Origin of the sequence: Ramlibacter ginsenosidimutans (assembly GCF_016654015.1) — a bacterium.
Classification (GTDB): Bacteria; Pseudomonadota; Gammaproteobacteria; order Burkholderiales; family Burkholderiaceae_C; genus Ramlibacter; species Ramlibacter ginsenosidimutans.
In genome coordinates this window covers 290,110-303,073 of the sequence record NZ_JAEPWM010000005.1, presented here as the reverse complement: position 1 = coordinate 303,073, position 12,964 = coordinate 290,110, and the positions used below count along the sequence as shown (strand labels likewise).

14 protein-coding genes are annotated in these 12,964 nt (G+C 70.1%); 6 read left to right on the top strand and 8 right to left on the bottom strand.

Translation table 11 applies throughout. From position 1 onward, the window contains the following. The 5 genes from JJB11_RS14550 to JJB11_RS14530 all read right to left on the bottom strand — a co-directional run bounded on the left by JJB11_RS14550 (position 1) and on the right by JJB11_RS14530 (position 4,453). Positions 1 to 489, bottom strand: a complete 489-nt coding sequence (locus tag JJB11_RS14550) for a DoxX family protein (protein ID WP_201172444.1) — start codon at positions 487 to 489, stop codon at positions 1 to 3. Next, positions 486 to 1,274, bottom strand: a complete 789-nt coding sequence (locus JJB11_RS14545; RefSeq protein ID WP_201172442.1) for an HvfC/BufC N-terminal domain-containing protein — start codon at positions 1,272 to 1,274, stop codon at positions 486 to 488. Before JJB11_RS14545 ends, JJB11_RS14550 begins: the two co-directional genes overlap by 4 nt. Continuing rightward, a complete protein-coding gene (gene bufB / locus JJB11_RS14540) occupies positions 1,258 to 2,112 on the bottom strand; it encodes an MNIO family bufferin maturase (RefSeq protein ID WP_201172440.1) in 855 nt (284 codons plus the stop codon). Before bufB ends, JJB11_RS14545 begins: the two co-directional genes overlap by 17 nt. Before the next feature lie 11 nt (positions 2,113 to 2,123). Next, complete coding sequence (bufA1, locus tag JJB11_RS14535) at positions 2,124 to 2,438, bottom strand: BufA1 family periplasmic bufferin-type metallophore (protein ID WP_201172438.1); 315 nt, start codon at positions 2,436 to 2,438, stop codon at positions 2,124 to 2,126. Positions 2,439 to 3,364: 926 nt separating this feature from the next. Then, positions 3,365 to 4,453, bottom strand: coding sequence for a YeiH family protein (locus JJB11_RS14530; RefSeq protein ID WP_201172435.1), 1,089 nt, complete (start codon positions 4,451 to 4,453; stop codon positions 3,365 to 3,367). A 104-nt stretch (positions 4,454 to 4,557) separates the two neighbouring features. Between JJB11_RS14530 and JJB11_RS14525 the strand changes: the two genes are divergently transcribed. After that, positions 4,558 to 5,475: a LysR substrate-binding domain-containing protein gene (locus JJB11_RS14525; RefSeq protein ID WP_201172432.1), complete on the top strand. Its 918-nt coding sequence runs from the start codon at positions 4,558 to 4,560 to the stop codon at positions 5,473 to 5,475. Positions 5,476 to 5,517: 42 nt separating this feature from the next. On the opposite strand, the gene JJB11_RS14520 is transcribed toward JJB11_RS14525, so the two are convergent. The 3 genes from JJB11_RS14520 to JJB11_RS14510 form a co-directional block, all read right to left on the bottom strand. Then, positions 5,518 to 6,183 carry an RraA family protein gene (locus JJB11_RS14520; protein WP_201172429.1) on the bottom strand — a complete coding sequence of 222 codons (666 nt, stop codon included), beginning with the start codon at positions 6,181 to 6,183 and terminating at the stop codon, positions 5,518 to 5,520. After that, positions 6,180 to 6,878 carry an RraA family protein gene (locus JJB11_RS14515; protein ID WP_201172426.1) on the bottom strand — a complete coding sequence of 233 codons (699 nt, stop codon included), beginning with the start codon at positions 6,876 to 6,878 and terminating at the stop codon, positions 6,180 to 6,182. Before JJB11_RS14515 ends, JJB11_RS14520 begins: the two co-directional genes overlap by 4 nt. Before the next feature lie 75 nt (positions 6,879 to 6,953). Beyond that, on the bottom strand, positions 6,954 to 7,718 hold the full coding sequence (locus JJB11_RS14510) for a GntR family transcriptional regulator (RefSeq protein WP_201172423.1): 765 nt from the start codon (positions 7,716 to 7,718) through the stop codon (positions 6,954 to 6,956). A 159-nt stretch (positions 7,719 to 7,877) separates the two neighbouring features. Between JJB11_RS14510 and JJB11_RS14505 the strand changes: the two genes are divergently transcribed. The 5 genes from JJB11_RS14505 to JJB11_RS14485 are packed head-to-tail and all read left to right on the top strand — an operon-like array spanning position 7,878 to position 12,963. Then, positions 7,878 to 8,846: a Bug family tripartite tricarboxylate transporter substrate binding protein gene (locus JJB11_RS14505; protein WP_201172420.1), complete on the top strand. Its 969-nt coding sequence runs from the start codon at positions 7,878 to 7,880 to the stop codon at positions 8,844 to 8,846. Further along, on the top strand, positions 8,843 to 10,006 hold the full coding sequence (locus JJB11_RS14500) for a CaiB/BaiF CoA transferase family protein (protein ID WP_340643154.1): 1,164 nt from the start codon (positions 8,843 to 8,845) through the stop codon (positions 10,004 to 10,006). The genes JJB11_RS14505 and JJB11_RS14500 overlap by 4 nt, the downstream gene beginning before the upstream one ends. Next, a complete protein-coding gene (locus tag JJB11_RS14495; RefSeq protein ID WP_201172414.1) occupies positions 10,003 to 10,800 on the top strand; it encodes an enoyl-CoA hydratase-related protein in 798 nt (265 codons plus the stop codon). The genes JJB11_RS14500 and JJB11_RS14495 overlap by 4 nt, the downstream gene beginning before the upstream one ends. Positions 10,801 to 10,802: 2 nt before the next feature. Then, positions 10,803 to 11,756 carry a hydroxymethylglutaryl-CoA lyase gene (locus tag JJB11_RS14490; protein ID WP_201172411.1) on the top strand — a complete coding sequence of 318 codons (954 nt, stop codon included), beginning with the start codon at positions 10,803 to 10,805 and terminating at the stop codon, positions 11,754 to 11,756. A 13-nt stretch (positions 11,757 to 11,769) separates the two neighbouring features. Beyond that, entirely contained in the window at positions 11,770 to 12,963 is a 1,194-nt protein-coding gene (locus JJB11_RS14485) for an acyl-CoA dehydrogenase family protein (protein ID WP_201964854.1), read from the top strand. The last annotated feature ends 1 nt before the right edge of the window (position 12,964 follow it).

The following is a 12,964-nucleotide window of genomic DNA, read 5'->3' as shown; positions in this document are numbered from 1 at the left end:
TCAGGCCGGACCCGGCCGAGGCAGTTCGGCGCGGTCGCGGACCGCGGCGTCGACGCGCCGGCCATCGGGGCCCCAACGCCGCCACAGCCACGCGTCGAGCGACAGCGCGCCCGGCCCGCGGCACAGCAGCACCAGCAGCATCGCGGCCCATTGCAGGTGGGTCGGCCAGGCCTGCGGATAGACGAACACCTCGATCACCGTCGTCATTCCCAGCAGCACCACGGCCGCCGGCCGCGTGAGCAGGCCCAGCACGAGCAGCACGGGGGTCGCCAACTCGATGCTCACGGCCAGGTACGCCGCCAGTTCCGGCGGCAGCACCGGCACGTGGTATTCGTCGGTGAACAAGGCCACCGCCGTGGCCCAGTTCGCCAGCTTGGTCATGGCGGAATTCCAGAAGATCGTGGCCACGGCGAAGCGCAGCGGCAAGGCGAGCACGGAATAGGACACACGCTCCAGGGCGGCACGGATGCGAACCAGCAAGTCGGTCATGGGGAATCTCCTTCGGGTGGATGGGTCGCGAAGGCGACCAGGCGCCCCGCGCGGAAGTGCCGGGCCAGCAGGTCCGGAATGTCGATGGCTCCCGGCGCGTCGAGCAGTTCGGCGAGCGGGCGCCCCTGCAGCAGGCACTGCGACGCCGGCCACTCGCTGGCTGCGATCCGCGTGACCTCGACGCTGCCGGCGACCCGCTCGACGATCAGGTGCACGGGGCCGCTGTCCAGGTCGACCGCCGCCATCGCGTCATCGTCCTGCTGCAGCACGGCGCGCCAGATCGCATCGACCGGGAACGGCGAGCACAGCAAGGACACGGATGGATGCGCGACGAAGCGAAGCCGGTCCGGATCGGTGCTCGCAGCGGCGGCCGCAAGAGCGCCGAAAGCAAGGGGCTCGGCGTCCTCCGCGTGCAGCGCGCGGTGGACGGCCCGGTCGAGACGCGCGACGTCGGGCACATAGGTGAGCGTGGCGCACGGTGCGAAGTCCTGCAGGAACTGCGAAAAGCCGTCGCCGTAGCGATCGAGGTCCGCACTGGCGGGCAGGTGCTGCTGCGCGAACAGGCGCCCCGCGCCGTGGAAGAAGGCGTCGCCGACCAGTCGGTGCACCGTGGGATGGGACAGCCGCAGCGCGCGAACCAGCGTGTCCAGCACGGTGCCCCGGTACACGGCCAGGCGCTCCGCGACTTCCGCGGCCGGCGCCTGGATCCATGCTGGCGCGTCGTCGTTGCTAACGCCGGCGAGCCGCGCGTGCATCGCGTGCTGCAGTTCAAGCAGGGCAGGCAAGGTGCGCCTCCATGACGGCCGACGCCGTGCGCGCCTCGGCGAGCAGGACTTCCAGCGCGGGGATGTCGTTGTCCCACTCCACCAGCGTGGGCAGGGGACCGAACCGGTCCAGCGCCTGCTCGTACAGGCGCCACACCTCGGGCGCGACGCGCGAGCCGTGGTCGTCGATGCGCAGCGTGCCGCCGCTCTCGAGCCGGCGCACCGCGTGGCCGGCGAGATGGATCTCGCCGACGGCATCGCGCTGCAACGCGTCCAGGTAAGCGTGCGCATCCCAGCCGTGGTTGCAGGCGCTGACGAAGATGTTGTTGACGTCGCACAGGATGCCGCAGCCGGTGCGCTGCGCCAGCGCGGCGAGGAACTCGCACTCCGGGATCGTGGAGTGCGCGTACTGGATGTAGCTGGAGGGGTTCTCCACCAGGATGCGGCGGCCCAGCGCAACCTGCACCGCATCGACGTGCCTGCAGACGACCGCCAGGGCTTCCTGCGTCATCGGCAAGGGCAGCAGGTCGGGCAGGTGGTGGCCGCCCACGGCGCTCCACGACAGGTGCTCCGACACGAGGCCGGGCTCGAACCGTCGCACGGCTTGCTGCACACGCAGCAGGTGCGCGCGATCGACTCCGTCGGCGCTCCCGAGGGACAGCCCGACTCCATGCAGCGATAGCGGATAGTCGCGGCGCACCGCGTCGAGCGTGCGGGCCGATGGGCCGCCGCGCAGGTAGTTCTCCGTGTGCACTTCGAGCCAGGCGATGGCCGGCCGCGTCTCCAGCACCCGCTGGTGGTGCTGGAAACGCAGGCCGATCCCCGCCGCGGCAGGCACGCTCGCGGTGGCTGCAGGCATGGGCTCGACGCTCAGCTCGCCATCAGCTTGCCGCCGGCGATCTTGCCGCAGTCGCCCGCGGGCAGCAGCACGAACGATTTGCCGTCGCGTGCCTGCGTGGACTGGCCCGCGCAGGAATGCGCGCCCTCGGCGCAGTCGTTCTTGGCGACGGCGTTGATGCCGTAGCACTTCTCCAGCTTGTTGGCCTGCGCGCGCATCATGTTGTCCTTCACCACCTGCGGCGTCTTGCTCATGTCGGCCTGGGCCTGCGCGGGCAGACCGGCCGAAGCGAGCATCAGGCCCAGGGCAGCAGACAAGGCCGAACCGGCCAGCAATCGACGTTCCATCGTGTCACCTCTTTCATGGGAACGGCCTCACCATTGAGTCCGTGCCATTCCATTCGGTGCGGCGGCGCGCGGGGTTACAGCGGGGTGGAGAAATATTCGACGGGTTTCGGGAAGCGCAGCGCGGCCGTGGCTTGGCCGGTAGGAGGCAATGCGGTACGGCGAATGTCTTTCGCGCGGGGGGTCGCGTGGCTGCGGCCCTTGGGTCCGGACCAGGACGGGGCAGCCCGCCTGGGCGAATGTCCCCCGGAGCGGGCTTTGGCAAGCCCACTCCTCCTCCTTTATTTCGCCCAGACGGGCTGCCCCGCCCTGGTCCTGTAGTGCGGCGGTGTACACCGATGTGCCCCCTGCAAGTTGCGGGGCACGCTGTTACGGGCGTCGAAATAGAAAGTAGGCTGGTGGTGAGCCGCAGGCGAACCCCAGCTCGCTGCGCCACGCTGGATCGCTGGGGTTCGCGGTGCTCACCGCCAGCCTACGAGGGCCGTCGCGGAGTTGTAGTGGACCCCGTCTTCCTCGCCGCAGGGGCCCGACTGTCCATCGTCGCGGCAGGCGGCGTGCGGTGCAGGCCCGCATCAGGGGCATCGCCTGGAAGCCGGTCCGGGCGGCGGAGCGCGACTCGAGAGCGACAGCGTCGAGCCGCGCGTACGTTTCATGCTACCGCGGCACTTGTCCGAGCAGAGAGTTTGATCGCGCAGCGGGCAAACTCTCTGCGAGTTGTGCCGCGCGACGCCGCCCGGACCGGCTTCCAGGGGAGTCGGCGCGCAGCGCCGACCGGTGCCCAGCGGGCCTGCACCGCACGCCGCCTGCCGCGACGCCCACCGCCCTCCGCCGAGCGCACTTCTCCGCACACCGTCGAGCGCACCTCTCTCCGCTCCGCGCCCCAGGCGAAAATCACATCCAGGGCCGCACCGGAAGCCCGCGCCCTTCGCTCACCCCAGCAAGCGCGGCACCCAGGCGTTCACCACCGCACCACCGACCACCAGCCACGCAAACAGCGCGAGCGCGAGCAGCAGCGGGCGGCTGCCGGCCTGCCGCACGGCGCGCACCCGCGTCGCGAGCCCAAGCGCGGCCATGGCCATCGCGAGCAGGACCGTATCGATATCGATCAGCGACGCGACCACGCGGGCACCGAGCCAGTGCAGCGAGTTGAACAGGACCAGCGCGATGAATGCAACGGCGAACCAGGGGATGGTCACCGACCGGCGTTGGCCCGCAGCGCTGCGGGGCGCGCTGTCGTCGCGCTCGAAATTGCCGACGGTGGAGAGCGCCAGCAGGAACGGTGCAAGCATCATCACGCGGACCATCTTGGCGATCACCGCCGTGTCCGCGGCGGTCGGGTCGACGGAGCGGGCCGCCGCGATCACCTGGGCCACCTCGTGGATCGTGGAGCCGACGTAGAGGCCGAAGTGCGCGCTGTCCGCGGGGAACGGCCAGCCGTGCGCGGCGGCCACGAACAGCAGCGGATAGAGGAAGGTGGCCAGCGTGCCGAACACGACGACGGTCGCCACCGCCACGGTCACCTGGTCGGGTCGTCCCTTGACGACGGGTTCGGCGGCGATGACGGCAGCGGCGCCGCAGATGGAACTGCCGATGCCGATCAGCATGGCCGTCCTGCGGTCCAGGCCGAGCCAGCGAATGCCGATCCAGCAGGCCAGCGCAAAGGTGCTGCACACGACGACGCCGTCGATCAGCACGCCGGTCCAGCCGACGTGGCCAATGTCCTGCACCGTCAGGCGCAGGCCGTACAGGACCACGCCCAGGCGCAGCAGCCGCTGCTTGGAGAAGCCGACGCCCGGCTCGCAAGCCGCCGCCGTGTCCGTGGGCCACAGGTTGCCCACGACCATGCCCAGGATCAGCGCGAGGGTGAGCGCGCTCAGCCCATGCTGTGCCAGCACCGGCACCCTGGCGAGCTGGCTGCCTGCAGCGGCCAGCAAGCCGCACAGGACGAGGCCCGGGAGCAAGCCTCGCGTGGCGGCGAACAGGCTGGCGGGAGAGCGGGCGGTCAAGGCGGCGGTCATGGGATGGAGGTGTGAGCGGATGGAGTGTCCGGCTTGCACATCGAACGGTCCAACGGTTTGTCTCGCTAAGATCGAGCGATCCGATCGTTCACCCGAGGACCCGCATGACCACTCCCCTGCGCCTGAGCCTGCGGCAGCTGCAGATCTTCGAATCGGTGGCGCGCACCGGGTCCACCCGCGCCGCCAGCGAGGAGATTGCCCTCTCGCAGTCGGCGACCAGCGCCGCGGTCAACGAGCTGGAGCGCCTGCTGGCCATGCGGCTGTTCGACCGTGCGGGCAAGCGGCTGCTGCTGAACGACAACGGACGCGAGCTGCTGCCCCGCGCCCGTGCGCTGCTGGAAGCCGCGCGGCAACTCGAGGACCTGGGCCAGTCGGCGGCCGCGCGCCTGCAGTCGGTGCGCATCGGCGCCAGCATGACCGTCGCCGCGCACCTCGTGCCGCCCCTTCTTGCCGCCCTGTACGAGGACGAACTGCAGCACGCGCCGCACTGGAAGTCCTCGGTCGCCGTGGGCAACACCTCGGAAATCTGCGCCGCGGTCGCCGCCTTCGAGCTCGACCTCGGGCTGATCGAGGGGCCTTGCCACGATCCGGCGCTGGACGTGCACGCCTGGGTGCGCGACGAGATGGTGGTGGTCGCAAGCCCGCAGCTTGCGCAGCGCGGACCAGTCCGGCTGGGCGCGCGCGAATTGCGCGAAGCGGTGTGGCTGCTGCGCGAGCCGGGGTCCGGCACGCGCGAGGCGACCGACCAGGCGTTGCTGCCACACGTGCGCTCGTACCGGCGCAGCATCGAGCTGGCGAGCGCCGAGGCGATCCGGCACACTGCGGTGCTCGGGCTCGGCCATGCGGTGCTGTCACGGTGGGTGGTCGCGGACCTGCTTGCTTCCGGCGCGCTCAAGGAAGTGCGGACAGTGCTGCCCGTGATCACGCGCCAGTGCTACTGGGTCGTGCACCGCGACAAGCACGCCAGCGCGGCCTTGCAGCGCTGCGTCGACGTCCTGTCGGCGGGTGCGCCGATTCTTTGATGCGATCGAGCTTGCGCGTGCTGCTAGCGCCGCCGCCCGCCGTCACTCCGACTCGCGCGTCTGCAGCTGGTGGTAGCGGAACTGCTTGCGCGCCTCATCGAGGCGCATGCCGCCGCGGACCGCTTCGCGGATGCGGTTCTCCGCGGACTCGATCGCTTCGGCGGCGGCCAGCACCCGATCCTCGTGCTCGCGCGGAATCACCACCACGCCGTCGGCATCACCCTTCACGAGATCGCCGGGCGCTACCCGCGCGTCGCCGATGTTCACCGGCACGCCCGTGGCTTCCACCTGCACGCGGTCCTTGCCGGTGCGCATCCAGTGGTCCTTGCTGAAGATCGGGTAGCCGAGTTCGCGGCACAGCTGCGTGTCGCGGCAGATGCCGTCGATGAGCGTCCCCGCGATGCCGCGGCGGCGCGCGATCTCGGTGAGGATGTCGCCCCACACCGTGGCGTTCTCGCGGCCCCCGTTGTCCAGGACGATCACGCTGCCGGGCGGCACGTCGTCGATGTAGTCGCCGACCGTGCCCGGCGGATTGCCCGCGGGTCCGTACAGCAGCGTCCACGCCCGACCAGCCATGCGGAACGATGCATCGCGCGGCTTGACGCGGTAGCACTGCCCCGCGATCCCCAGCTTGTCGAGGGCGTCGCTCAGGCTGGCCGTGTCGAGCTTCGCGGCGCGCGCGACGTTGCCGTCCGTGTTCTCGTTCATCGTCCGTCCTTCTGCAGCATGTGTTCGTAGTTGCCGCCCATGACCTCGGCAATGGGCGTGCCGGCGCGGATGGCCTGCGCCATCGCTGCTTCCTTGGCGACGATGTCCTCCGCCGCCTGCAGCACCCGCTCGATCTCCGCAGCCGCGATGAAGATCACCGCGCTGCGGTCGGCCAGCACGTAATCGCCGGGATGCACGACGACCTGTCCGCCCGCATCGGGGCCGGCGCCGATCGTGACCGGCACGTTGGTTCCCAGTTCCACCACGCGGCCGCGCGCGGTGCGCGAGGTAAGGCTGCGGGCGAACACGGGGAAGCCGTAGGCGATGGCTTCGTCGACGTCGCGCAGCGGCCCGTCGGCGACCACGCCTTCGGTGCCCCGCACCTTGGCGCCCAGCGTCAGCAGGCCGCCCCAGCAACCGGCCTCGACGCCGCTGCGCTGTTCGACCACGACCACGTGGTCCGGGCCGGCGCTCTCGATCGCGCGGCAGCCGAGGTGCACGGTGGGGCCCGGCGGGCGTTCGCCGGGACCGACCTTCATGGTCACGGCACGGCCGGCAATGCGGCCGCCGCCCTGGTCGGGGCCGCTGCGCTGCTGCAGCCCGGTGATGGCGCCGGCCAGGCCCAGCTTGTCGAGCGCGTCGGAGACGGCACAGGCATCGAGCTTGCGCAGCCGTTGCACGAGGGGGTCGGTCATCGTTTTAGTCGAGGGTGTGCCATGCGGCGGATTGTGGCGGATGACCTCGGTGAGCTGCTGCCACCGCCCCGCCCCTCAGCGATCGCCGCCTTCCAGGTGCCAGCGGGTGGTGAACTCCACCCGGCCAGGCGGATGCACGTTGATCGACACCGACAGCAGCCGCCCGTTGCGTCCGAGATAGAAGCGGCGCACCAGCAGCCCCGGAGAGCGCGGCTTCACGCCAAGCAGGCGCGCGCTGGCGGCAGGCACGGCGATCGCGCCCACGACCTGCTGCGCCTCCAGGATGCGTTCACCGCCGTACTTCTCGATCAGGCCGAACACCCACGTTTCGCCGCGCTCCAGTTCCGCGCGCATGCCCTCGCATTCGGGCCGCACGAAGATGCGCATGTGCACGATCGGTTCGTTGGTGTCGCGGGCGAAGCGGCAGGTGTCCCACTCGATCCACGCCTCCCCTTCCTTGCAGCGCAGTTGCGCTGCCAGAGCGGCGTCCGCGACCACCTTGCGCGAGCCGATGAGTTTCAGCTGCGTGTCCTTCGCATACGCCATCAGGTCACCGAGCGACGACAGCGAAGCGCTGTACTGCCGGGTGCTCTCGCGCGCGCGGATGACGGTGCCGATCCCCTGATGCCGCGACACCAGCCCCATGTCGCACAGCTGGCGCACGGCCTCGCGTACCGTGTGCCTGGACACGCCGAAGCGTTCGCACAGTTGCGGCTCTGCCGGCAACAGGGTACCCACGGCGTAGCGCCCGTCCCGGATCTCGCGCGAGAGCATCGAAGTCAGCTGCTGGTAGCGCGGGGCGCGCCCGTCGTGCGTGGGCTGCGGAAGGCGGGCGGGCATCGTGCGGGCAGGAAGTTTCTCGATCGGGCTGCGCATTGTCGCCGTCGGACCGGGACCGGCTTCGGCAAACCGGTTGACCGCGGCGGGCTCCCAGCATAACATCCGGACGTCCGGACGACTCGATGCCGGCGCTTCCTGCACAACAACACCGGAGACAACATGAAACGTCGCGAGGCCGGCTTCGCGCTGGCTGCATTTGCCCTCACGCTCCCTGGCTTCTCGCGCGCCCAGGCCTATCCCGACCGGCCGCTGCGGCTGGTGGTCCCCTACCCGCCCGGCGCATCGACCGACGCCGTTGCGCGCATCGTGGGGCAGAAACTCGGGACCCTGGTGGGTCAAACCGTCGTCGTCGACAACCGCGGCGGCGCGAGCGGCAACATCGGCACCGACCTGGTCGCCAAGTCGGCACCGGACGGCTACACGTTCGGGCTGGGCACCGACGCGACGCACGCCGCGAACGTCCACATGCTGCTGAAGCCACCGTTCGACCCGCTGCGCGACTTCACGCCGCTTGCCCTGGTCGCCATGAACCCCATCGTGCTGGTGGTGAACCCCTCGGTGCCCGCAAAGAACCTCACCGAGCTCATCGCGTACGTGAAGGCGCACCCGGAAAAAGGCGGCTTCGGCTCGTCGGGCACCGGCTCGCCGCACCACCTGGCCGGCGAGTTGCTGCGCGTGCGCACCGGCGCGCCTTTCGTCCACGTGCCTTACCGCGGCGGCGGTCCGGCGCTCAGCGACACACTCGGTGGCCAGATCATGCTGCTGTTCGCCAGCGCGATCACGGTGCTGCCGCACATCAGGAGCGGCAAGCTGCGCGCCATCGCGGTCAGGGGCGCGAGCCGCTACGAAGGCCTGCCCGACGTGCCTACTATCGCGGAGACCCTGCCGGGCTTCGACGTGCCGTCGTGGCTTGCCTTCTTCGGCCCGGCAAAGATGCCGGCTCCCATCGCCGCGCGCCTGAGCAACGAACTGCTCAAGGCCATCCGCGACCCCGAGGTGAAGGGCAAGCTCACCGAACAGGGCATGGTGGTCGTGGCCGGCGACCCGGCCGAACTCGCGGCCTTGCAGCGCAAGGATTACGAGCTCAAGGGCAAGCTGATCCAGGATTCGGGCGTGAAGCCGGAGTGAATGTGACGCAAAAGTCCCCGCTTCCCCTGGCCAACTGCGTCGTGGTCGAACTCGGGCACAGCGTCGCCGCGCCTTTCGCCGGCCAGATCCTGGCCGACCTCGGCGCCGAAGTGATCAAGGTGGAGAAGCCGGCCGGCGACGACGCGCGCCACTGGGGGCCGCCTTTCGTGGACGGCGCCTCCGCCACCTTCCAGTCGCTCAATCGCAGCAAGCGCTCGCTGGTCCTCGACTTGCGCGACCCGCGCTGCTTCGCCCAGCTCAATGCGCTGATCGACGAGCGCGCCGACGTCGTGCTGCAGAACATGCGGCCGGGCCAGGTCGAACAGCTCGCGCTCGACGCGGCCACGCTGCGCTCGCGCAAGCCCTCGCTCGTCTACTGCAACCTCGGCGCGTTCGGCGGCGCCGGCCCGCTCGCCGACCGCCCCGGCTACGACCCGCTCATGCAGGCCTTCAGCGGCATCATGAGCGTGGTCGGCGAACCGGGCGGCAATCCCGTCCGCGTGGGCCCGTCCATCGTCGACATGGGCTCGGGCATGTGGGCTGCGCTCGGCATCGTGTCGCTGCTGATGCGCCGGCAGGCGACCGGAGAAGGCGGCTTGGTGGACGTGTCCCTGTTCGAGACGGCGGCTGCGTGGATGACCATGTACGCCGCGCAGTACCTGGCGAGCGGCAAGCTGCCGGGCAAGAACGGCTCCGGCCAGACCGGCATCGTGCCGTACCGCGCCTATCGCACCGCCGATGGCGACCTGGTGGTCGCAGCCGGCAACAACGACCTGTTCCGGCGGCTGGCCGCAGTGCTGCGACACCCCGAGTGGGCGCAGGATCCACGCTTTGCGGACAACCCGTCGCGCGTGGAAAACGCGGCAGCCCTGTACGCCCTGCTCGAACCGTGCTTCCTGGAGCAGACCAATGCACAGTGGACGGAATTGCTCGACGCAGCGGGCGTCCCCTGCGCTCCGGTGCAGGACGTGGCCGGCATGCTCGCGCATCCGCAGACGCAGGCGCTGGGGCTGGTGCAGCCGGTCGCGGGCAGCTCGATTCCGATGATCGGGCTGCCCATGCGCCTGGACGGAGAGCGGCCAGTGCCGCGCAGTTGCTCGCCGCGCCTGGGCGAAATGAACGCGGCCGCCGCCGTCAACGAACGGACGACCACGCCGTGAACTTCCCTGCCTTCGAAACGCTGCGGATCGAGCCACGCGAACCGCACTTGCTGGTCGTGACGCTGCATCGCCCCGAGGTGCTCAATGCGATCAACACGCAGATGGGCCGCGACCTGCTGGAGCTGTGGACGCGCCTCATCGGCGATGCGGGCGACACGCGCTGCGTGGTGCTCACCGGCGCCGGCGATCGCGGCTTCTGCGCCGGCGGTGACCTGAAGGAGCGCAACGGCATGAGCGACGACGCATGGCGGCGCCAGCACGAGATCTTCGAGCGCGCCTTCTTCGCGCTGATGGAAGTGCCGGTGCCCGTGATCGCGGCCGTCAACGGCCACGCCTACGGCGGCGGCTTCGAGACCGCGCTCGCCTGCGACTTCATCTACGCCAGCCGCAACGCGCGCTTGGCGCTGTCGGAAGTGCGCCTGGGCATCATGCCCGGCGGCGGCGGCACGCAGAACCTGGCGCGCGCCGTCGGCGAGCGCCGCGCCAAGGAACTGATCCTGCGCGCCCAGGCCTTCACGGCGGAACAAGGCCTGGCCTGGGGTCTCGTCAACCACCTGAGCGAACCCGGCCAGGTGCTGGACGACGCCCTTGCCGCTGCGCGCGACGTCGCGGCGAATGGCCCGCTCGCGGTGCGCCAGGCGAAGAAATCCATCCACTTCGGACTGCAGGGCGACCTGCTGACCGGCTGCCGCTTCGAGATCGAAGCCTACAACCGCCTGGTCTCTTCCGAGGACCGGCATGAAGGGGTGCGCGCCTTCAACGAGAAGCGCGCCCCGAACTTCCAGGGACGCTAGACATGGCACAGGACATCGACGTGCTGGTGCGCGAGGTCGGCTTGCGCGACGGCCTGCAGAACCTCTCCACCTTCGTGCCCACCGAGGCCAAGCTGGCGTGGATCCGCGCGGAGTTCGCGGCGGGCGTGCGCGAAATCGAGGTGACCTCGTTCGTCCCGCCCAAGCTCATCCCGCAGTTCGCCGACGCGGAACAGGTGGCGCAGGCTGCGCTGGCGATGCCGGGCCTCACCGTGATGACGCTCGTCCCCAACCTGCGCGGCGCCGAACGCGCGTTCGCACTGGGCGTGCACAAGGTGGACTACGTGGTCTCCGTGAGCCGCACGCACAACCTGAAGAACGTGCGGCGCGAGCGCGAGGAATCCCTGGAGGACTTCAAGCGCATCGTCGCGGCACGCGACGCGGCCGGCCTGAAGGGCCGCACGCAACTCGCCGCGGGCCTGTCGACGGCGCTGGGCTGCTCCTACGAGGGCCGCATCGCGGTCGACGAGGTGCGGCGCTGTGCCGCCTTCCTCGCCGAAGCCGGCGCCGAAGAGATCATGGTGGCGGACACCGTGGGCTACGCCGATCCGTGGCAGGTGCGCGAGGTGTTCGAAGCCGTGCTGGCCGAAACCGGGAAGATTCCGGTCGCTGCGCACTTCCACGACACGCGCGGCACCGGGCTGGCCAACGTCGCGGCGGCCATCGAGTGCGGCATCCGCCGCTTCGATGCGTCGCTCGGCGGACTCGGCGGCTGCCCGTTCGCGCCGGGCGCGAGCGGCAACATCGTCATGGAGGACCTCTGCTTCATGCTGGACTCCATGGGCCTGCGCACCGGCGTCGACCTCGGCAAGCTGCTCGACGTGCGTGCCATCCCGGCCGCACACCTGGGCGCCGACAGCCTCACCGGCGCACTGGCCAAGGCCGGCCTGCCGCGCCACTACCAGACCGCGGCCGAACGCGCCGCCGCCATTCACTGATTGCTTGCAAGACATGACCGTCGCCACCGACCACGCCGCCCCCATCTCCATGGACCTGGGCGAGGACTATCCCGAAATCCGCGAGAGCGTGCGCCGCATCTGCGCCGATTTCCCCGGCGCCTACTGGCGCGACCTGGACGAGCGCGAGGCCTATCCCTCCGAGTTCGTGCAGGCGATGACCGAGGCCGGCTTCCTGGCCGCGCTGATCCCCGAGCAGTACGGGGGTGCGGGACTGCCGCTGCGCGCCGCCGGCGTGATCCTGGAAGAGATCCACGCGTCCGGCGGCAACGCCGGTGCCACGCACGCGCAGATGTACACGATGGGCTCGGTGCTGCGGCACGGCAGCCCTGCGCAGAAGGACAAGTACCTGCCGAAGATCGCTTCGGGCGAGCTGCGGCTGCAGGCTTTCGGCGTGACCGAGCCCACCTCGGGCACGGACACCACCAAGCTGAAGACGCGCGCCGTGCGCGAGGGCGACGAGTACGTCATCAACGGCCAGAAGATCTGGACTTCGCGCGCGTTGTACTCCGACCTGATGCTGCTGCTTGCGCGCACCACCCCCCTGGAAGAGGTGACAAAGAAGTCCGAAGGGCTGTCGGTGTTCCTGGTCGACATGCGCAAGGCCGTGGGCCACGGCATGACCATCCGCCCGATCAAGGCGATGATCAACCACAACACGACGGAAGTGTTCTTCGACAACCTGCGCATTCCCGCGGACAGCCTGGTGGGCCCGGAAGGCAAGGGGCTGAAGGTGATCCTCGACGGCATGAACGCCGAACGCATCCTGGTGTCGCACGAGTCGCTCGGCGACGCCAAGTGGTTCGTGCGGACCGCGGTGAAGTACGCCAACGAACGCGTGGTGTTCGACCGCCCGATCGGCAAGAACCAGGGCATCCAGTTCCCGATCGCCAAGGCTTACGCGCAGACCCAGGCCGCCGAGCTGATGCTGCGCAAGTCCGCCGCGATGTTCGAGGCCGGCCTGCCCTGCGGCGAGTTCGCCAACCTCTCCAAGCTGCTCACGGCCGAAGCCGCGTGGGAAGCGGCCGAGGCCTGCATGCAGACGCACGGCGGTTTCGCCTACGCGCGCGAGTACGACATCGAGCGCAAGTGGCGCGAGGCGCGCGTGCAGCGCACGGCCCCGATCTCCACCAACCTGATCCTCTCGTACATCGCCGAGCACGTGCTCGGCCTGCCGCGCTCGTACTGAG